The sequence below is a fragment of the Streptomyces sp. NPDC043176 genome, assembly GCF_056436715.1.
Genome location: NZ_JBWKCA010000017.1, coordinates 47,944 through 66,440 on the forward strand (window position 1 = coordinate 47,944; position 18,497 = coordinate 66,440).

Annotated in this window: 22 protein-coding genes; 10 read left to right on the top strand and 12 right to left on the bottom strand. The window is 74.2% G+C overall.

Translation table 11 applies throughout. The features are described from left to right. Positions 1–22: 22 nt before the first annotated feature. The gene (locus AC067A_RS25610) at positions 23–979 is read right to left on the bottom strand and encodes a beta-ketoacyl-ACP synthase III (RefSeq protein WP_479244821.1); all 957 of its coding nucleotides are present in this window, start codon (positions 977–979) and stop codon (positions 23–25) included. Positions 980–1,224: 245 nt separating this feature from the next. Here AC067A_RS25610 and fdhD point away from each other — a divergent pair, with 245 nt between their 5' ends. Further along, a complete protein-coding gene (fdhD, locus tag AC067A_RS25615; protein ID WP_479244822.1) occupies positions 1,225–2,052 on the top strand; it encodes a formate dehydrogenase accessory sulfurtransferase FdhD in 828 nt (275 codons plus the stop codon). A gap of 36 nt (positions 2,053–2,088) precedes the next feature. Here fdhD and AC067A_RS25620 read toward each other — a convergent pair whose 3' ends face one another. The 3 genes from AC067A_RS25620 to AC067A_RS25630 all read right to left on the bottom strand — a co-directional run bounded on the left by AC067A_RS25620 (position 2,089) and on the right by AC067A_RS25630 (position 4,306). Further along, the gene (locus tag AC067A_RS25620; RefSeq protein WP_479244823.1) at positions 2,089–2,472 is read right to left on the bottom strand and encodes a (2Fe-2S) ferredoxin domain-containing protein; all 384 of its coding nucleotides are present in this window, start codon (positions 2,470–2,472) and stop codon (positions 2,089–2,091) included. Continuing rightward, positions 2,469–2,990 carry an isochorismatase family protein gene (locus tag AC067A_RS25625; RefSeq protein WP_479244824.1) on the bottom strand — a complete coding sequence of 174 codons (522 nt, stop codon included), beginning with the start codon at positions 2,988–2,990 and terminating at the stop codon, positions 2,469–2,471. Before AC067A_RS25625 ends, AC067A_RS25620 begins: the two co-directional genes overlap by 4 nt. 239 nt (positions 2,991–3,229) lie before the next feature. Then, on the bottom strand, positions 3,230–4,306 hold the full coding sequence (locus AC067A_RS25630; protein WP_479244825.1) for a bile acid:sodium symporter family protein: 1,077 nt from the start codon (positions 4,304–4,306) through the stop codon (positions 3,230–3,232). A 160-nt stretch (positions 4,307–4,466) separates the two neighbouring features. Between AC067A_RS25630 and AC067A_RS25635 the strand changes: the two genes are divergently transcribed. The 3 genes from AC067A_RS25635 (at position 4,467) to AC067A_RS25645 (ending at position 8,379) form a co-directional block, all read left to right on the top strand. Beyond that, a complete protein-coding gene (locus AC067A_RS25635) occupies positions 4,467–5,333 on the top strand; it encodes a LysR substrate-binding domain-containing protein (RefSeq protein ID WP_479244826.1) in 867 nt (288 codons plus the stop codon). A 282-nt stretch (positions 5,334–5,615) separates the two neighbouring features. Beyond that, entirely contained in the window at positions 5,616–7,442 is a 1,827-nt protein-coding gene (locus tag AC067A_RS25640) for an AMP-dependent synthetase/ligase (protein ID WP_479244827.1), read from the top strand. Positions 7,443–7,584: 142 nt separating this feature from the next. Beyond that, the gene (locus AC067A_RS25645; RefSeq protein WP_479244937.1) at positions 7,585–8,379 is read left to right on the top strand and encodes an aldo/keto reductase; all 795 of its coding nucleotides are present in this window, start codon (positions 7,585–7,587) and stop codon (positions 8,377–8,379) included. A 136-nt stretch (positions 8,380–8,515) separates the two neighbouring features. On the opposite strand, the gene AC067A_RS25650 is transcribed toward AC067A_RS25645, so the two are convergent. After that, the gene (locus tag AC067A_RS25650) at positions 8,516–8,725 is read right to left on the bottom strand and encodes a hypothetical protein (RefSeq protein ID WP_479244828.1); all 210 of its coding nucleotides are present in this window, start codon (positions 8,723–8,725) and stop codon (positions 8,516–8,518) included. A 125-nt stretch (positions 8,726–8,850) separates the two neighbouring features. On the opposite strand from AC067A_RS25650, the gene AC067A_RS25655 reads away from it, so the two are divergent. Next, positions 8,851–9,315 carry an RICIN domain-containing protein gene (locus tag AC067A_RS25655; RefSeq protein WP_479244829.1) on the top strand — a complete coding sequence of 155 codons (465 nt, stop codon included), beginning with the start codon at positions 8,851–8,853 and terminating at the stop codon, positions 9,313–9,315. Positions 9,316–9,333: 18 nt separating this feature from the next. Here AC067A_RS25655 and AC067A_RS25660 read toward each other — a convergent pair whose 3' ends face one another. After that, the gene (locus tag AC067A_RS25660) at positions 9,334–10,341 is read right to left on the bottom strand and encodes a class I SAM-dependent methyltransferase (RefSeq protein WP_479244830.1); all 1,008 of its coding nucleotides are present in this window, start codon (positions 10,339–10,341) and stop codon (positions 9,334–9,336) included. A gap of 79 nt (positions 10,342–10,420) precedes the next feature. Beyond that, positions 10,421–11,356 carry an AraC family transcriptional regulator gene (locus AC067A_RS25665; RefSeq protein WP_479244831.1) on the bottom strand — a complete coding sequence of 312 codons (936 nt, stop codon included), beginning with the start codon at positions 11,354–11,356 and terminating at the stop codon, positions 10,421–10,423. Positions 11,357–11,462: 106 nt separating this feature from the next. On the opposite strand from AC067A_RS25665, the gene AC067A_RS25670 reads away from it, so the two are divergent. Continuing rightward, complete coding sequence (locus AC067A_RS25670; RefSeq protein WP_479244832.1) at positions 11,463–12,326, top strand: Rossmann-fold NAD(P)-binding domain-containing protein; 864 nt, start codon at positions 11,463–11,465, stop codon at positions 12,324–12,326. A gap of 20 nt (positions 12,327–12,346) precedes the next feature. On the opposite strand, the gene AC067A_RS25675 is transcribed toward AC067A_RS25670, so the two are convergent. Continuing rightward, on the bottom strand, positions 12,347–13,306 hold the full coding sequence (locus AC067A_RS25675; RefSeq protein WP_479244833.1) for a helix-turn-helix transcriptional regulator: 960 nt from the start codon (positions 13,304–13,306) through the stop codon (positions 12,347–12,349). A gap of 39 nt (positions 13,307–13,345) precedes the next feature. On the opposite strand from AC067A_RS25675, the gene AC067A_RS25680 reads away from it, so the two are divergent. Both AC067A_RS25680 and AC067A_RS25685 read left to right on the top strand, forming a co-directional pair. Further along, positions 13,346–13,831, top strand: coding sequence for a hypothetical protein (locus AC067A_RS25680; protein ID WP_479244834.1), 486 nt, complete (start codon positions 13,346–13,348; stop codon positions 13,829–13,831). Further along, positions 13,828–14,295: a hypothetical protein gene (locus AC067A_RS25685; protein WP_479244835.1), complete on the top strand. Its 468-nt coding sequence runs from the start codon at positions 13,828–13,830 to the stop codon at positions 14,293–14,295. Before AC067A_RS25680 ends, AC067A_RS25685 begins: the two co-directional genes overlap by 4 nt. Here AC067A_RS25685 and AC067A_RS25690 read toward each other — a convergent pair. Both AC067A_RS25690 and AC067A_RS25695 read right to left on the bottom strand, forming a co-directional pair. Next, complete coding sequence (locus tag AC067A_RS25690) at positions 14,282–15,028, bottom strand: class I SAM-dependent methyltransferase (protein ID WP_479244836.1); 747 nt, start codon at positions 15,026–15,028, stop codon at positions 14,282–14,284. The genes AC067A_RS25685 and AC067A_RS25690 overlap by 14 nt on opposite strands. Positions 15,029–15,194: 166 nt before the next feature. Then, positions 15,195–15,500, bottom strand: coding sequence for a 4a-hydroxytetrahydrobiopterin dehydratase (locus AC067A_RS25695; protein ID WP_479244837.1), 306 nt, complete (start codon positions 15,498–15,500; stop codon positions 15,195–15,197). A 98-nt stretch (positions 15,501–15,598) separates the two neighbouring features. Here AC067A_RS25695 and AC067A_RS25700 point away from each other — a divergent pair, with 98 nt between their 5' ends. Further along, positions 15,599–16,405, top strand: coding sequence for a helix-turn-helix domain-containing protein (locus AC067A_RS25700; RefSeq protein ID WP_479244838.1), 807 nt, complete (start codon positions 15,599–15,601; stop codon positions 16,403–16,405). On the opposite strand, the gene AC067A_RS25705 is transcribed toward AC067A_RS25700, so the two are convergent. Then, the gene (locus AC067A_RS25705; protein WP_479244839.1) at positions 16,386–16,811 is read right to left on the bottom strand and encodes a hypothetical protein; all 426 of its coding nucleotides are present in this window, start codon (positions 16,809–16,811) and stop codon (positions 16,386–16,388) included. The genes AC067A_RS25700 and AC067A_RS25705 overlap by 20 nt on opposite strands. A 248-nt stretch (positions 16,812–17,059) precedes the next feature. On the opposite strand from AC067A_RS25705, the gene AC067A_RS25710 reads away from it, so the two are divergent. Further along, positions 17,060–18,268 carry a low temperature requirement protein A gene (locus tag AC067A_RS25710; protein WP_479244840.1) on the top strand — a complete coding sequence of 403 codons (1,209 nt, stop codon included), beginning with the start codon at positions 17,060–17,062 and terminating at the stop codon, positions 18,266–18,268. 50 nt (positions 18,269–18,318) lie between these two features. Here the strand turns inward: AC067A_RS25710 and AC067A_RS25715 are convergent, their stop codons facing one another. Continuing rightward, positions 18,319–18,471, bottom strand: coding sequence for a hypothetical protein (locus tag AC067A_RS25715; RefSeq protein ID WP_479244841.1), 153 nt, complete (start codon positions 18,469–18,471; stop codon positions 18,319–18,321). Positions 18,472–18,497: the final 26 nt, after the last annotated feature.

The window sequence follows — 18,497 nt, forward strand, 5'->3', positions numbered from 1 at the left end:
GCGCGCCTGGGGTGTCGCCGCGTTACGGGACCCGGACGACCTGGCCCGCGTAGGACAGGTTGCCGCCGAAGCCGAAGAGCAGGACGGGGGCGCCGGAGGGCAGCTCGCCGCGCTCGACCAGCTTGGCCAGGGCCAGCGGGATGGAGGCGGCCGAGGTGTTGCCGGAGTCGACGACGTCACGGGCGACGACCGCGTTGACGGCGCCGATCTTCGCGGCGAGCGGTTCGATGATCCGCAGGTTGGCCTGGTGCAGGACCACGCCCGCCAGGTCCTCGGGCGCGATGCCGGAGCGTTCGCACGCCTTGCGGGCGAGCGCGGGGAGCTGCTGGGTGGCCCAGCGGTACACGGCCTGCCCCTCCTGGGCGAAGACGGGCGGGGTGCCCTCGATCCGGACGGCGTGGCCCATCTCCGGGACCGAGCCCCACAGGACCGGTCCGATGCCGGGCTCGTCGCCGGCGTCCGCGTCCTCGACGGCCTCGACGATCGCGGCTCCCGCGCCGTCGCCGGTGAGGACGCAGGTGGTGCGGTCCGTCCAGTCCGTCACGGCGGTCATCTTGTCGGCGCCGATCACCAGGACCCGGCGGGCGCCGCCGGCCCGCACGGCGTGGTCGGCGGTGGCGAGGGCGTGCGTGAAGCCGGCGCACACCACGTTGAGGTCCATGGTGGCGGGCGACGCCATGCCGAGGCGGGCGGCGACGCGGGCGGCCGTGTTCGGGGAGCGGTCGATCGCGGTGGAGGTGGCGACCAGGACGAGGTCGATGTCGCCGGGGGTGAGGCCGGCCGCGGCGAGGGCCTTGCCGGCCGCGTGGGCGGCGAGCTCGTCGACCGGCTCGTCGGGTCCGGCGACGTGCCGGGTGCGGATGCCGACCCGGCTGGTGATCCACGCGTCGTCGGTGTCGACGAGCTCGGCGAGATCGTGGTTGGTCAGCACCTTTGCGGGCTGGTAGTGCCCGAGCGCGGCGATGCGAGTGCCCGTCATACCCGGGACCCCCTAGGTGGTTCGTTCGTCGGCAGGATCCCCCAGTCTTGCCAGCGACTGATGGGTAACCGGTGACGTAAACCACCAAGATTCACCCGTACCGCTTGGTCGACCGTGACAACGTCCCTGGTGGGGGCGGGGTCCCCGGCCACCGCCGGCCGCGTGTGACGCCGGTGCGGGTGGAGGACAATGGCCCGGTCGGGGCCCTCCCGGCCTCACTGCGGAGAGAATCGAGAACGGTCACGATGGGTCGGGTCACCGAGCGACGGCGTGTGCTGCGGATCCGTGGCGGTGCGGTCAACGCACGGCCCGACACCCTGGTGGCCGAGGAGCCGCTGGAGATCCGGCTGAACGGACGCCCGATCGCGATCACCATGCGCACCCCGGGTGACGACTTCGCGCTCGCGGCCGGGTTCCTGGTCAGCGAGGGGGTCCTCGCGGCCGCCTCGGACGTGCGGAACATCGTGTACTGCGCGGGGGCCACGGACGACGGGCGCAACACGTACAACGTCGTCGACGTCCAGCTGGCGCCCGGGGTGGCGGTCCCGGACATCAGTCTGGAGCGGAACGTCTACACCACCTCGTCGTGCGGCCTGTGCGGCAAGGCCAGCCTGGACGCCGTCCGCACCACGGCGCGCTTCCCGATCGCCGACACTCCCCCGGTACGGCTCACGCCCGCGCTCCTGTCCGAACTGCCCGGCCGGCTGCGGGCGGCGCAGCGGGTCTTCGACACGACCGGCGGCCTGCACGCGGCGGCCCTCTTCACGGAGGACGGCGACCTGCTCGACGTACGGGAGGACGTGGGCCGGCACAACGCCGTCGACAAGCTCGTCGGCCGGGCGCTGCGGGAGGGGCTGCTGCCGCTGGAGCGGGCGGTGCTCCTCGTGTCGGGGCGGGCCTCGTTCGAGTTGGCGCAGAAGGCCGTGATGGCCGGCATCCCGGTGCTCGCCGCCGTGTCCGCCCCGTCCTCGCTCGCCGTGGACCTGGCCGCCGAGACGGGCCTGACCCTGGTCGGCTTCCTGCGCGGGCCGGACATGAACGTGTACGCGGGCGAGCACCGGATCACCGTCTGAACCGGGCCCCGGACGGGCCGGGGCTTGCGGACGGGGTCAGTTCTTCGGCGGGTCGATCAGCTGGAGGGCCAGGGTGGCCGGGGGCGGGGCGATGCCGGGGCCGCCGGCCGCCGTCCACGCGAGGATGTCGTCGAGGCAGTCCTCGTCCAGGGTGAAGCCCACCCAGGCGGCCCGTCCGCCGCGCCGCCGGCCCTCGGTGGAGGGCTGGACGACGACGATGTTCGCCTGGGCGCAGGGGCCGAGGCAGTCGCTGGTGCGGACGGCGAGGCGGCCCCCGGAGGCCGCGGCGGCCTCGCGGAGGCGGGCGAGCTGGCCCGCGTGGTCGGTGCCGGGGTTCTTGCGGTCGTCGCCGCAGCAGCAGCCGCGGCAGACGACGAGCGAGCAGGGGCGGGCCCCGTACCGTATCGGGACGGGAGTCATCGCGGTCCGTCCAGGGTGATCGCGGCGACCGGCGCGACCGTGCCGAGGCGGGGGAAGTCGAGGTCGACGGAGGCGCGGTGCTCGTCGGCGGTGAGGGCCGACATGGCGTCCTCGGCGAAGACGAGTGCGTAGCCCAGGTCGGCGGCGGCGCGGGCCGTGGACTCGACGCCGAGGTTCGTGGCGATGCCGCCGAACACCAGCGTGGTGGCGCCGGCCCCGGCGAGCAGCTCGTGGAGTCCGGTGTCCTGGAAGCCGCCGATCGTGCGCTTGACGACGACGGGCTCGCCCTCCCGGACCAGGTCGGCGACGAGTTCGCTGCCGGGCGGCTGGCTGTCGACGTTCGGCCGCTCGACGCGGATGTGGACGACGGGCGCGCCGGCGTCCCGGAAGGTGTCGGCGAGCCGGGCGGACGCGGCGAGGACGTCGGTGCCGGGGCGGGGAGCGAGGGGCAGCGCGACGATGCGTTCCATCAGGTCGACGAGGACGAGCGCGGTGCGGCCGGGATCGAGTGCGGGCATGGGAGCACCGTAGCGGCCCGGATGATCATCCCGGGGCGGCCGGGGTGCGATCCGGCCTCCGGAGGGGGCGCGGGGTCACCTGCCGGCCCCGGTCCTGGAACGCGCGGGGTCACTCGCCGGCCCCGGTCCTGGAACGCGCGGGGTCACCTGTCGGCCGCGCCCTGGGGGGCCGCGGGATTGTCCGCCGCTCGCGGCCTTTGGGGCCCGCGGGGTCGCTTCGCCCCTGGGGCGGGCGCGGGTCAGGGGGCGGGGACCTCGGGTTCCCTGGTGGCCGACCCGGGAGCCGTGGCGGGTTCCGGCAGGGCCGCGGAGGACTCCGTACCGCCGGTCTCGGGGTCGCGTGAGCGACGTTCGGCGAGGACCGCGCAGACCATCAGCTGCATCTGGTGGAAGAGCATCAGCGGGAGCACGGCGAGGGAGGCCTGCGGGCCGAACAGGACGCTCGCCATCGGCAGTCCGGCGGCCAGGCTCTTCTTCGAGCCGGCGAACTGGATGGCGATCCGGTCGGCCCGGTCGAAGCCGAGGCGGCCGGCTCCGTACCGGGTCAGGGTCAGCATCACCGCGAGCAGGACGGCTTCGACGGCGAGCAGCAGGGCGAGCCGGGCCGGGGTCACCAGGTGCCAGACGCCGGCGACCACGCCCTGGCTGAAAGCGGTGTAGACGACGAGGAGGATCGAGCCCCGGTCCACGTACCCGAGGACCTTCCTGCGGCGGACGAGGAACCCCCCGACCCAGCGGCGCAGGAGCTGCCCGGCGAGGAACGGCACGAGGAGCTGGAAGACGATCTTCAGGAGCGCGTCGGCGGAGAGGCCGCCCGCGCCGTCGCCGAGGAGCAGCGCCGCGAGGAGCGGGGTGAGGACGATGCCGGCGAGCGAGGAGAAGGAACCGGCGCAGATCGCGGCGGGCACGTTGCCCCGGGCGATCGAGGTGAAGGCGATGGAGGACTGGATGGTGGACGGCACCAGGCAGAGGAAGAGGAGGCCGCTGTAGAGCTGGGGGGTGAGAAGGGTGGGCACCAGGCCCCGCGCGGCCAGTCCGAGGAGCGGGAAGAGCAGGAAGGTGCAGCCGAGCACGGTGAGGTGCAGCCGCCAGTGCTTGAGTCCGTCGAGTGCCTCGCGGGTGGAGAGCCGGGCCCCGTAGAGGAAGAAGAGCAGGGCCACGGCCCCCGTCGAGGCGCCTTCGGCGACGCGCGCGGCCGCCCCCGAGGCGGGCAGCAGCGCGGCGAGGACGACCGTGCCGAGGAGCGCCGGCACGTACGCGTCGACCGGGAGCCGGGACGGCAGGCGAAGGGCACGGCGTGGGCTGGGGCGGGTCATGGCTGCACGGCTCCGGGTCGGGGGGCGCGCGGGGTGCCCCGGGGGTACGGCGCGCTGTGCCGGGGAGGGGTCGCGCGGGTCCATCCTGCTCCACGGCCCGGTGATCGGGTATCCCGTACAGCGCTCTGACTGTCATCGCGGTTCGCGATAACGTCGTGGCGTGTACGAGCCCGCGCAGCTGCGCACCTTCCTCGCCGTGGCCCAGACGCTGAGTTTCACGCGGGCGGCCGACCGTCTCGGGGTGCGTCAGTCGACCGTCAGCCAGCACGTGCGGCGCCTGGAGGAGGCGACGGGCCGGCCGCTGTTCATCCGGGACACGCACCGGGTGGAGCTGACGGAGGACGGCGAGGCGATGCTCGGGTTCGCGCGCACGATCCTCCAGGCGCACGAGCGGGCGGCCGCGTTCTTCGGCGGGACCCGGCTGCGGGGGCGGCTGCGGTTCGGCGCGTCGGAGGACTTCGTGACGACCCGGCTGCCGGAGATCCTGGAGGCGTTCCGGCGCGAGCATCCGGAGGTCGACCTGGAGCTGACGGTCGAGTTGTCGGGGACGCTCCAGGCCCGGCTGGCGGCCGGCCGGCTCGATCTGATCCTCGCCAAGCGGCGCGGGGCGGAGAGCGGGGGCCGGCTCGTCTGGGAGGACTCGCTGATCTGGATCGGGGCGCCGGGGCTGCGGCTCGACCCGGACCGGCCGGTGCCGCTCATCCTCTACCCGCCGCCGGGGATCACCCGGGCGCGGGCCCTGGAGGCCCTGGAGGCGCAGGGCAGGGCCTGGCGGATCGCGTGCACGAGTTCCAGCCTCAGCGCGAACGTCGCGGCGGCCCGTGCCGGGCTCGGGGTGATGGCCCACACGCGGGGCCTGGTGCCGCCGGGACTCGTGCCCGTACCGGCCCGCGCCGGGCTCCCCGAGCTCGGCGAGGTCGGCTTCGTGCTGCGGACGGGCCGCCGGGGCGGGGCCGTACAGGAGGCGGCCGACGCGCTGGCGGAGGCGATCCTCGCGGGCGGCGACCGTCTGCACCGGCCGCGCTGAGGGGACCCGCGGGAGACCTCGTGGCGACCCCTGGGGGTTCGGGGCGTGAGCGGTCGGTACAGATTCCGTGGAGATTCGGCCCCACGGGACGTACCGTCCGGTCGGTAACCGCCCCGGGGTGCCCGTGACTTGACCATCTCACCACCCCTGACCTGTGGGAACGCGGAATGTCCCGGCTTGGTGAAGGCCCTCCCACCGGGCAGGTGGGTGGGGTACCGTCACCCGCGCCGTACGGAGTGCGACAGGGGCTTTCCAGCCATCGAGCCGTCGAGGAGCAGGTCAGTGCGCGAGTTCACCGTGCCGCCCGTCGAGGCGGCGCCTCAGGTCGGCGGTCTGGCGGACGCCCTGTTCGACCGCGCCGTGGCGGAGCCCGACCGGATCGTCCTGGGCCGCAGGGCGGGGCCGTACGGGGAATGGCGGGACGTGACCGCCGCACGGTTCCGGGACGAGGTCCTCGGCCTTGCGAAGGGGCTGCTCGCGGAGGGGGTCCGCTTCGGCGACCGGGTCGCGATCATGGCCCGTACCCGCTATGAGTGGACGCTGTTCGACTTCGCGCTGTGGGCGGTGGGCGCGCAGCCCGTGCCGGTCTATCCGACCTCCTCCGCCGAACAGGTCTTCTGGATGCTGTACGACTCCGAGGTCACGGCGTGCGTGGTGGAGCACGAGGACCACGCGATGACGATCGGTTCGGTGATCGACCGGCTGCCCCGGCTCCAGCGGCTGTGGCAGCTGGACGCGGGCGCGGTGGCGGAGCTGACGGCGGCGGGCGGGGACATCGACGAGGAGGTCGTGCACCGGCACCGGCGGGCGGTGACCCCGGAGACGGTGGCCACGATCATCTACACGTCGGGGACGACCGGCCGCCCCAAGGGGTGTGTGATCACCCACGCCAACCTGATGTTCGAGACGGACATGCTGCTGGGCCGCTGGGAGCCGGTGTTCCGCTCCCGGCCCGGGGAGCAGGCGTCGACGCTGCTGTTCCTGCCGCTCGCGCACGTCTTCGGGCGGATGGTGGAGGTCGCGGCGGTCCGGGGCGGGGTGAAGCTGGGGCACCAGCCGGTGATGGCGGCCGCGGAACTGCTGCCGGACCTGGCGGCGTTCCGGCCGAGCTTCGTGCTGGCCGTCCCGTACGTCTTCGAGAAGGTCTTCGACGCGGCCCGGCGCAAGGCGGAGAGCGAGGGAAAGGCCGGCCCGTTCGACAAGGCCGTGGAGGTCGCGGTCGGATACGCGGAGGCGCTGGAGCAGAAGGCGTTCGGGACCGGTCCCGGGCCGTCCGCGGCGCTGCGGGTGCAGCACCAGTTCTTCGAGAAGACGGTGTACGGCAAGGTCCGCGCCGCGCTGGGCGGGCGGATCCGGTACGCGATGTCGGGCGGTTCGGCGATGGACCGCCGGCAGGGCCTGTTCTTCGCGGGCGCGGGAATCACGGTCTTCGAGGGGTACGGGCTGACCGAGTCGTCGGCGGCCGCCACCGCGAATCCGCCCGAGCGGACCAGGTACGGCACGGTCGGGCAGCCGATCCCGGGCACGACGGTGCACATCGCGGAGGACGGCGAGGTGTGGCTGCACGGCCGTCAGGTCTTCTCGGGCTACCTCAACGACCCGGAGGCGACCGCCGCCGTCCTCAACGACGGCTGGCTGGCCACCGGGGACCTCGGCTCCCTCGACGACGACGGCTATCTGACGATCACCGGGCGGAAGAAGGAGATCCTGGTGACGTCGGGCGGCAAGAGCGTCGCGCCCGCCGGTCTCGAGGAGCGGGTGCGGTCGCATCCGCTGATCGCCCAGTGCATCGTCGTCGGCAACGACCGCCCGTACGTCGCCGCCCTGGTCACCGTCGACCAGGAGGCGGTCGAGCACTGGCTCGCGATGCAGGGGCGGGCGCCGCTCTCGCCGGCCGAGCTGGTGCGCGATCCGGCCCTGGAGACGGAGATCCGGCGGGGTGTGGTGGCGGCGAACACGCTGGTCTCGCAGGCCGAGTCGATCCGCACCTTCCGGATCCTGGCCCATCCCTTCAGCGAGGAACACGGCCTGCTCACCCCGTCGCTGAAGCTGAAGCGGAAGGCGATCGAGCGGGCCTACGCGGCGGAGGTCCAGGCGCTGTACGGCTGACCCGGCGGCTGGAATGCGGACCGGTCCGTGATCGTTGACGCTGGGAGTACCTCCGTACAGCCAGTGACGACGACGTAAGGATCCATCCGACGTGAGCACGGACAGCAACGTTCCCTCGATCACCCTCAACAACGGCGTCCGGATGCCGCAGCTCGGCTTCGGCGTCTGGCAGGTGCCGGACGACGAAGCGGCGACGGCCGTCGCCACCGCCCTGGAGGCCGGCTACCGCTCGATCGACACCGCCGCGATCTACCGGAACGAGGTGGGCACCGGCCGTGCCGTCGCCGCGTCGGGGATCGCCCGCGAGGAACTGTTCGTCACCACCAAGCTGTGGAACAGCGAGCAGGGCTACGACACCACGCTGAAGGCCTTCGACGCCTCGCTCGACAAGCTGGGCCTCGACTACGTCGACCTCTACCTGATCCACTGGCCGGTGCCGGCGAAGGACACGTACGTGGACACGTACCGCGCCTTCGAGAAGATCTACGCGGACGGGCGCGCCAAGGCCATCGGCGTCTCGAACTTCCTGCCGGAGCACCTGGAGCGGCTGACCGGCGAGACGTCGATCGTGCCCGCCGTCAACCAGATCGAGCTCCACCCGCAGCTCCCGCAGCAGGCGTCCCGCGAGGCGCACGCCCGCCTCGGCATCGCGACCGAGGCCTGGTCGCCGCTCGGCCAGGGCCGCGGTCTCCTGGAGGTCCCGGCGATCGTCGCGATCGCCCGCAAGCACGACCGGACTCCGGCCCAGGTGGTGCTGCGCTGGCACCTCCAGCTCGGCAACGTCGTGATCCCGAAGTCGGTCACCCCGTCGCGCATCCGGGAGAACATCGACGTCTTCGACTTCGAGCTGGACGGCGAGGACCTGGCCGCGATCGCCGCGCTCGACGAGAACCGCCGTCTCGGCCCGGACCCGGCCGAGTTCAGCGTCGGCGCCTGAAGGACACGGAGGAGCCTGCCGCACCGCGCCGCCTCGGCGGTGCGGCGGCGCCTCGGGGACGGACGGCGGCCCCGGTGACCGCGGGTGCCGGGCCCGGTGTCCCTCCGACGGCGGGCCCGGTGACCCGGACCCGGGCTCAGTGGCCGTCGACGCCCAACTCGGTGATCGAGGCGAAGAGGTGCTCCCACACCTCCGCGCCGGGCGCGCCCTCGGCCTGCGCCCCGGCGTCCACCTCCGCCATGGCACGGAGGAACTCCTTCACCCCATCCTCCCCTTCGTACGGATCCCAGCACGCGCCCATGTACCGGCGGACGCCCTCCAGGAACCGGAGATCGGGGTCGGTCACCGGTCCCATGGTGCCGGCCGCCGTTGTCGTACCCGCGACGTAGAGTCGGTGACGACCCGGCGGGGCGGCCCCGCGGCCCGCGCGCCGCGCGTCCGACAGGCTTGCGAAGTGAAGGAGTCGGTACGGTGAGCGGTGCTCCGGAACCCGTCGAGGCGGGCCTCTACCGGGTGCGGAACGTGGCGAGCGGACTGCTCCTCGAGGTGTACCAGGGGTCGAGCCGCAGCGGGGCCGACGTGCGGCAGGGCACCGAGAACGGAACTCCCGGGCAGCACTGGCACATCGCGCCCGTGCCGAACGGCGGCGGGCTGCACCACCTCGTCAACGCGGCGAGCGGCAAGCGCCTCGACGTGGCGAACGCGTCCACGGAGAACGGCGCGAACATCCAGCAGTGGAAGGCGAACAACTTCGGCGCGCAGGAGTGGATCATCGAGCAGGACCTGCAGTCGCCGGGGACGGTGGCCCTGGTGAGCTTCGTCAGCGGGCTGTTCCTCGAGGTCGCCGGCGAGTCGAAGGAGGACGGCGGCAACGTGCGGCAGTGGGAGGACACCGACTCCCCGTTCCAGTGGTGGCGGCTGGAGCCGGTGTCCTGACGCGGCGCGGCGGGGCCGTCAGCCCTTGCGCGCGGTGTGGACCGTGCGGGCCGTGAGGTGGAACAGGTCGGTGCGGTGGTGCAGCGACAGCGCGTCGGCCGGGTCGAGGAGCCGGTCGAGCGTCGCCTTGTCGTCCGCGCCGACGCGGGCGCCGACGCCCTCCCGCAGGCGCGTGTAGTGGGCGACGGCCAGCTCCCGCACGACCGGGGACACCGGCGCGGGCATGTCCGTGAGGAAGGTACGCGTTCCGGACGGGGTGAGCCCGGCGCCGGCGAGGAGGGCCCGCCAGTCGTCCGGCTCGTCCTTGACGCCGGGCAGGTCGGCGCGCATCTCGCCGAACCAGTCCGCGTGGGCGGCGTCGAGGCGGGCCTCCAGGCCCGGCCGGCCGATCCCGATGTGCCAGGGCAGGTGGCGGGTGGGCAGCCCGCCCTCGACGAGGACCATCAGGCCGCCGGGATAGAGCAGTTCGGCGAACGCCGCGAGCGCGGCGCCCTGGTCGCCCATGTGGTGCATGGAGTTGCCCGCCCAGACGACGTCGGCACGCCCCAGGGAGGCCACGTCTTCGGGAAGTTCGGCGTGCAGGGTGGAGACGCGGTCGCCGAGTCCGCGGGCCTCGGCGCGTGCCGCCGCCAGGGCGAGGAGCTCGGGGCTGCCGTCGACGGCGACCACCTCGGCGGCCGGGAACGCCTCGGCGAGCAGGGCGGTGATGACGCCGGGACCGCTGCCGATGTCGAGGATCCGCCGGACACCGGGCGCCGGGACGAGCGTGCCGAGCCATGCGGCGGCGTCCGTGTAGGCCTGGCTCGCGACGTCGGCCTGCCGCTCCAGGAGCGAAGCCAGCTCGGACCAGTCCAGGTGGGTGCCGTCGTGGTGGTGGCCGCCGTGGCCGTGCTTGTGCCCGCCGGCGTGCCCGGCGGTGTGACGGTCGGCGGCGTCGGCGTGGGCGTCGGTGTGCGCGTCGGTGTGCTGGGTGCCGTGGCCCTCGCCGTGCGAGTGGCCCTGGTGGGATCCGCGATGCTGGCTCATGCGTCCAGGGTGCGCCGGGGCCGCCGTCGGTGCGAGAAATGTTGCCGATCCGGCAAAGCGAGCCCGGCCGCGTCGCGCGTCAGTCCCGGGCGGCCCGGTGCTCCTGCGGGCTGACCCCCCGCACCCGTTTGAAGGCGGCACTCAGGGCGAACGCGCCGCTGTAGCCGACCCGTCGGGCGACGGCCTCGACGGTGGCGTCCGGCTCCCGCAGCAGGTCGGCGGCGAGCGCGATCCGCCAGCCGGTGAGGTACGCCATCGGGGGCTCGCCGACGAGGGCGGTGAAGCGGCGGGCGAGCGCGGCCCGGGACACGCCGGCCTTCACGGCGAGCGAGGCGACGGTCCACGGGTGGGCGGGGTCGTTCTGGAGGAGCCGGAGCGCCCGGCCGACGACGGGGTCGCCCATGGCGCGGTACCAGGCGGGCGCCTCCGCGCCGGGCCGGGCGAACCAGGCGCGGACGGCGGCGATGAGCAGCAGGTCGAGGACCCGGTCGAGGACGACGGACTGGCCGGGCTCGTCGCGGGAGATCTCCTCGTCGAGGAAGGGCATGAGGGGGCAGTTCCACACCTCGGCCGGCAGGTGCACCAGACCCGGCAGGGCGTCGAGGAGCCGCCGGCCGACCTCGCCGTCCATCAGGTAGGTGCCCACCAGGACCGTGGTGGTGCCGTCCGGGGCGTTGCCCCAGGTTCGGACGCCGAGCCGCATGGACTGGGCGAGCGGCTCGCCGCCGAGCGTGGTGCAGGTGCCGTCGGGGCCGATCCGGGCGCGGGGCGGCGCGCCGGGGGCGTCGGCGACCGTGTACGGCTCCGGGCCGCGGACGACGGCGATGTCGCCGGGGCGCAGGAGGACGGGTTCGCCGGTGCCGGGGACGATCCACGCCTCTCCGGCGGTGACGCACATGAGGCAGATCGGGGCCTCGTCCTCGACGCGCACCGACCACGGCGGCTCCATGATCATGCGCAGCAGGAAGGCGCCCCTGGCGCGTGGACCGTCGAGGAGTCCGGCGAGTGCGTCCATGGTGGGCAAGGGTAGGGCGTGTCCGCGCGTGCGGGTGAGACGGAGGCGTAGGTCCGTGAGACGGCGCAGCATGGGCGGGGCGGCCCCCGGCCGGGAGCCTTGAGCCATGACGACGAACACGCAGCAGACGAAGCCCGCGTCGACCGCCCGCACCTCGACGGTCCTGGTGACCAGCGCCACCGGCAAGACCGGGCGGCGCGTGGCCGAACGGCTCGCGGAACGCGGCGCCACGGTCCGCTCCGGGTCCCGCACCGGCGCCACCCCCTTCGACTGGGAGGACCCGGACACCTGGGCCCCGGCGCTGCGGGGCGCCGACGCCGCGTACGTGGCGTACTACCCCGACCTGGCCGCCCCGGGCGCGGTCGAGGCGATGGAGACCTTCGGCCGGCTGGCCGTGGAGAACGGCGTACGGCGGCTCACGCTCCTGTCGGGGCGAGGGGAGCCGGAGGCGGTCCTGGCCGAGGAGTCCCTGCGGTTCGCGGCCTCCGGGGCCGAACTGACCGTGGTGAGGGCCTCGTTCTTCGCGCAGAACTTCTCGGAGGGGCTGCTCGCGGAGGGGGTCGCCGAAGGCGCGGTCGTCTTCCCCGCCGGTGACACGGCCGAGCCCTTCGTCGACGCGGACGACCTCGCGGACGTCGTCGTCGAGACCCTGACGGCGGACGGTCACGCCGGACGGGTGCACGAGGTGACGGGCCCCCGGCCCGTCGGCTTCGCGGAGGTGGCTGCCGAGATCTCCCGCGCCTCGGGCCGCCCGGTGGTCTACGAGCCGGTGTCCGAGGCCGCCTACGCCGGGCTGCTCGCCGGGTTCGGGCTCCCCGCCGCCGAGGCGGAGTGGCTCGCCGCCCTGTTCGCGACGCTCCTCGACGGCCACAACTCCTCGGCGACGGACGGCGTGAAGCGGATCCTGGGCCGCGAGCCGCGTTCCTTCGCCGACTTCGCGGCCGAGACGTGGGGCGGCCCGGACGCCTGAGGCGCACGGGTCCCGGCTGCTCAGGCGTACCGCTCCGCCAGCGTCCGTACGGTCGCGGCGATGCGGTCGCGGAGGTCCTCCGGGGCGAGGACCTCCACGTCCGCGCCGAGCCCGAGGAAGGTGTCGTGGGCGTGCTGCGGCGACTCCACGGGGAGGGTGGCGCGCGTCCAGCCGTCCGGCTCCGCCGTGCCGGTGGCGGCGAGCGCCCGGGCGGCGGCGCCGGTGAGGCGGGCGGCGCCCGCCGCGGAGACGCGTACGACGGCCTCGCCCTGGTGGAGCCGCCGGTGGAAGTCGGCCCGGCCGGCCCGCCAGTGCGCGGCGAGGTCGAAGCCCTCCGGGATCACGGCCTCCTCGTCGGTGACGGTGAGGGCGAGGAGCTGGTCGACGCGGTAGGTGCGGGGGCCGGGCCCGGCGACGAGGTACCAGCGGCCGGCCTTGAGCACGAGGCCGTAGGGCTCCAGGCGCCGGTCGACGTCGGTCGGTTCCTTCCAGCGGCGGTAGCGGACCTCCAGGACGCGGCCGGTGCGGACCGCGTCGGCGACCTCGGGCAGGAACGGGGTCTCGTCGCCCTCGGCGTACCAGCCGGGGGCGTCGATGTGGAACCGGGCGCGCAGCCGGTCCACGTGCTCGCGGAGGGCTTCCGGGAGGGCGGCGCGCAGCTTCAGTTGTGCGTCGGCGAAGTGCGGGCCGAGTCCGAGTCCTTCGGCGGCGCCGGGCATTCCGGCCAGCACCAGTGCCTCGGCTTCGGGGGCGAAGAGGCCGGTGAGGCCGGTGAGGCGGGTGCGGTGGCCGGGCAGGAGCCGGTAGCCGCCGCGGTGCCCGGCGTCGCCGTACAGCGGGACGCCGGCGGCGTGCAGCGACTCGACGTCCCGGTAGACGGTGCGGACGGAGACCCCCAGCTCCTCGGCGAGCCGGCCGGCGGTCATCCGGCCGCCGGTCTGGAGCAGCAGGAGGATCGAGAGGAGACGGCTGGACTTCACTGACACAAGATGTCAGTGAAGGGTTCGTACGGTCCACTCATGGCTTTCACGGAGAAGACACTCCTCACGTTGCCGCCGGTCGAGATCGCCGGTCGGCACCTCAAGCGCTACCACGTCCACGCCGGCTCCGCGGGCATCGAACCGGAGGTGGAGAAGGCCGCGTACGCGCTCCTGCCCGAGCTGCTGCCGGAGCCGGACGGCACCCCGGCGGCGGGCTTCGTGGTGCTGCACCGGGGCGGCGACAGCGGCGCGTACCTCAACGCGTACAGCTGGGTGTGGGACAACGCCCTCCACTTCGCCGGCGCCGTCGCCGGCCAGCCCGCCCTCGACTGCCCCGACACCGACCCCGCGCACTTCGTCCGCAACGACCGGTCGTGGATCGGCTGCGTCTGGGAGCTGGCCCCCCTCGGTCACGAACGGAGCGCCTGGATACGGCACGTGCTGGCGCCCGGGTCCCCCTCCCTGGACGGCTACCTCGCGGACGCGCTGCCCTCCGGCACGACGGCGGCGGGGGCGGGCCGGTGACGCGCCGCGGCTTCGACTTCCTGGACGGGGCGTGGACCGTCCGCAACCGACGGCTCGCCGATTTCCTCGACGCGGACGGCGGCTGGGAGGAGTTCGACGGGCACACGACGGGACAGCTGCTTCGGGACGGGCGGGCGCACGTCGACGAGATCGTGTTCCCGTCGAAGGGATTCAGCGGCCTCACCCTGCGACTGTACGAGCCGGAGACCGGCGAGTGGACCCTGAACTGGTCCGACAGCCGGACGGGAAGGCTGGACCCGCCGGTCAGGGGCCGGTTCGCCGACGACGGGACGGGCACCTTCCAGGGGACCGACCACTACGCGGGGCGTCCGGTGCGGGTGCGGTTCCACTGGTCTGGGATCGGCCCCGGCACGGCCCGCTGGGAGCAGGCGTTCGCGCCGGCCGACCGGGAGGACGGGGCGGAGTGGCTGACGAACTGGGTGATGGAGTTCAGGCGCGCTTGAGGAAGGCCGCCAGCCGGTAACGGGGATCGGCCCGGGGGCGGTCCTGGTCCGGGAGGGCGGTGAGCGCGGCGGCGAGGGTCCCGGTGGTCGCCGGGTCGCCGTCGAACCAGGAGGCGAAGTAGCCGGCGCGCAGCTTGCGTACGGTCTCCCGCGGGCTGATCCCCTGCCCGTGGCCGGTGAAGCGGGTGCCGGGGACGGGGTCGAGGCCGTGGGCGGCGGCGTGACCGGTGATCAGGTCGGCGCGGTCGGAGGCGGGGGCGGCCGAGCGGAGGGGGCGGAGGACGTCGTCGACGTCGCTGCCGACGTCGTGGGCGGAGTCCTTGTCGACGGTGGCGACGAGGAGCCCGCCGGGGCGGAGCACCCGGGCCGCCTCGGCGACGATGTCCGGCGCGAAGGGGACGAGGTGCAGCAGCCAGACGGCGGAGACCGCGTCCACGGAGGCGTCGCGCAGCGGGAGCCGCCGGGCGTCGGCGCGCACGGTGCGGCCGGGGACGCGGCCGGCGGCCGCCCGCAGCATCGCGTGGGCGGCGTCGGCCCCGTACACGGACAGGCCGGGCCTGGCGAGCCGTTCGGTGACGAGACCGGTGCCGCAGGCCAGGTCGAGCAGGGTGCGGGTGCCGGGCGGCACCAGGGACAGGACGGCCCGGGCCGCCGCCTCGGCCCGGGGCACTCCGCCCCGGGTCCGGTCGTAGTGCGCTGCCTCTGCCTCGTAGTCGAGCACGGTCTCCCCCATGGGAACGATCCTAGGGGGCGTCTTGTCGATCAGGCCGGATCGGGGAGCGGACCCGGTGCGTGCGATCGCACGGCGACCGACGACAACGCGGCGAGCGTGCGTGCCGGGCGAGGCGGACCCGGCGGGAACGGTCGGACAGGCCCTGGGAGGGACCGCGCCGCCGGGATCAGTTCGCGCCGTGGCCGGGGGCGATCCGCTCGACGCGCTCGGCGAGTTCGAAGTCCTTCTCGGTGACGGTGCCGCCGGCGGAGTGGGTGTTCACGGCGAGGGCGACCGTGTTGTAGCCGAGCGTGAGGTCCGAGTGGTGGTCCAGCTCCTGCTGGATCCGGGCCACGTGCACGACGAGCGCGGTCGCCGCGAAGTGGTCGCCGAGCCGGTAGGTCCGGGTCAGCCGGTCCTCGTCGACGGACCAGCCGGGGAGCTCCCGCAGGCGGTCCTCGATCTCCTTCTGCGACAGCGGCTGTGTGGCCACGGCGGTGTTCCCTCCGGTCGGGCGGTGCGGTGACGGGGTGACGGACAGGGGCCCCGGGAGAAAGGTACCCGCGTCCCCCTCTGGGATACCGTCTGACCATGACAACTGTCGTGAGCGACACGGGGGTAGGGCCGCTGTTGCGCGGATGGCGTGAGCAGCGGCGGCTCAGCCAGCTGGAGCTGGCGTCGCGCGCCGACTCGTCGGCGCGGCACATCTCGTTCGTGGAGACGGGCCGCTCCCGGCCGAGCGAGGAGATGGTCCTGAAGCTCGCCGAGCACCTGGAGGTGCCGGTGCGGGAGCGGAACGCGCTGCTGCTCGCCGCCGGGTACGCCCCCCGGTACAAGGAGTCGCCGCTCGACGCCCCGCGCCTGGAGGCGCTGCGGGAGGGCATCGAGCGGCTGTTGCAGGGCTACGACCCGTATCCGGCGTTCGTGGTGGACGGCTCGTACACGGTGGTGGCGGCCAACCGGGGCATCGGGCTCCTCCTGGACGGCCTGCCGGAGCACCTGCTGACGCCGCCGCTGAACGCGATGCGCCTCACCCTGCACCCGGAGGGCCTCGCGCCCCGGATCCTGAACCTGCGGGAGTGGCGCGGTCACCTGCTGGCCCAGATGGAGCGTCAGATCGGGCTCGCGCGGTCGGAGTCGCTGCGCGCGCTGTACGAGGAGGTGGCGGCGTATCCGCTGCCGCCGGGCGCGGAGGCCGACGACTCCCCGGTGGAGGAGCCGTATCCGTACTTCGCGCTGCCGCTGCGGATCGCTCACGACGGGCGGGTGCTGTCGTTCGTGTCGTCGATCTCGACGTTCAACACCCCGTTGGACGTGACGGTCGCCGAGCTGGCCATCGAGACGCTGCTCCCGGCGGACGCGGCGACCGTCGGGTACCTCAGGTCGCTCGGCGGGTAGCGGCCCGCAGCGCCGCCCACTGGAGGCCGGCGAACCCGGCGACGGTGGCCGCCTGCATCGGAGTCCAGAGCAGACCCGCGACGGTCGGCTCCAGCCAGGCGACCAGTGCGACGACGCTCAGCAGCGCCCACAGCGCGTTGACGTCGACCACCAGCTTCACGGCCGCCACCGGCGGCTGCGGCCGGCTCGCCAGCCACGCCACTCCGGCCGCGAACACCGTCAGTACCAGGCCGAGTTCGAGCAGCAGACCCGAGTCCACCCCGAGGAGCTCCCCCAGCGGTCCGGACGCGGTCAGGTACGCGATCCCGTTCGCCCCCGTCACGAAGGCGTCGAGAGCGAGGAACCGGCGCACCGCCTCCTGCGGGCGCGTGGTGCGGGAGAGACCGGCGAGCAGGGCCTGGGACATGGCGGATCACCCTCCATGGGGGACGTTCGTACGGGTGGTGGTCCCGGAGCCCGGGCGGAGTGCGCCGCCCGGGTCCCGGTGTCTCCGAGCATGCCGTCCGCCGCCGACGGGGTCGATTACGCGAGAGGTAATGGGGCGCTCCGGCCTTGTGGGGGGCCGGAGTTCGGACGGGGGCTCGTGCGGGGACGGGCGTGGGTATCCTTCGCGCCGGGGCGGCCGAGAGCGGTGCCCCGGAGGGGGAGACAGAGATGGCGTGGAGCAGGGAACGGGCCCGTATGGTGGCCACCGCCGACGATCACAAGGTGACGCCGGCGGAACTCTTCTTCGACCTGGTGTTCGTGTACGCGATCACGCAGGTGACGGCCCTGATGGCGGCGGAGCCCTCGCCGGTGCGGGTGGTCGGCGGCATGGTCGTGCTGGCCCTGCTGTGGTGGTGCTGGTGCTGCTTCGCGTGGCTGGGGAACGTCGTACGGGCCGACTCCGGCGCCCTGTTCGCCGTGCTCGTGACCGTGATGGCCGTCGTCCTGATCGTGTCGCTCGCCGTGCCCGAGGTCTTCGCCGACGCGCCCGGGGGGCTTTCGGCGCCGCTGCTCTTCGTGCTCTGTTACGGGGCGGTCCGCGTCCTGCACCTGGCGTCGTACTGGATCTCCAGCCCCGGCGACCCCGCCCTGCGCGCCACCCTGCGGCGTACGGCCCTGGTGTCCGTGGCTCCCCCGCTGGTGCTGCTGCTGATCGGCAGCGCGTACAGCGGCCGGGTCCAGCTCCTGCTGTGGCTCGGGGCGGTGGCCGTGGACTACGGCGGCATCTACGTCACCGGATCCTCCGGCTGGCGGGTCAACTCGCCCGGGCACTTCGCCGAACGCCACGGCCTGATCGTGATCATCGCGCTCGGCGAGTCCATCGTGGCGATGGGCGTCGGCGTCTCCGGCTTTCCCCTCACCTTCGCCGTGCTCGGTGCCTCCGCCGCCGGGCTGCTCCTCTCGGCGGGGCTGTGGCGGCTGTACTTCCGCCGGCTCGGCGAGGCCGCCGAGCACCGGCTCACCTCGCTCGACGGCGACGACCGCACCCGCTTCGCCCGTGACGTCTACACCTTCCTGCACCTTCCGCTCGTCGCCGGCGTCGTCCTGTGCGCCCTCGGCATGAAGAAGGTGCTCCAGCAGGTCGCGGACACCGGTCACCACGGTCTCGCCGAGCCCCTCCACGGGGTCGTCGCCTGGTCCCTGACCGGCGGTGTCGGCGTCTTCCTCCTGGGCTCCGCCGCCATCGTGCTGCGCACCTCGGGCCGCCGCCCCACCGCCCTCGCCACCGGTGGCGTCTGCTGCCTCGCGGCCGGCCCGCTGGTCGGCCTCGTCCCCGCCCTCCTCGCCCTCGCCGTCCTCGCCGTCGTCGCGGCGGCCCTGGTCGGCCTCCACGGCCGCCGTACCGCGGCGCCGGTGGGCGCGGCGGAGACGGCCTGAGGCCGGGCGGCGCAGCGGCGGCCGCCCGGCCTCGGCAGGTCGCTCCCGGCTCAGCGGTCGCGCCGCTCCGGGGGCGTCGGCGGCTCGGGCACCGGTGCGGGCGCCGGGCCGGCGGCCTCCGGCGCGGAACGGTCGGCGCGCTGAGCGCGGGAGGCCTCGGCGCGCAGCAGGGCCTGGAGGACGGCGTACGGGTCGACGGGCATGACGAAGCTCCTCGTTGTGCGGGGGG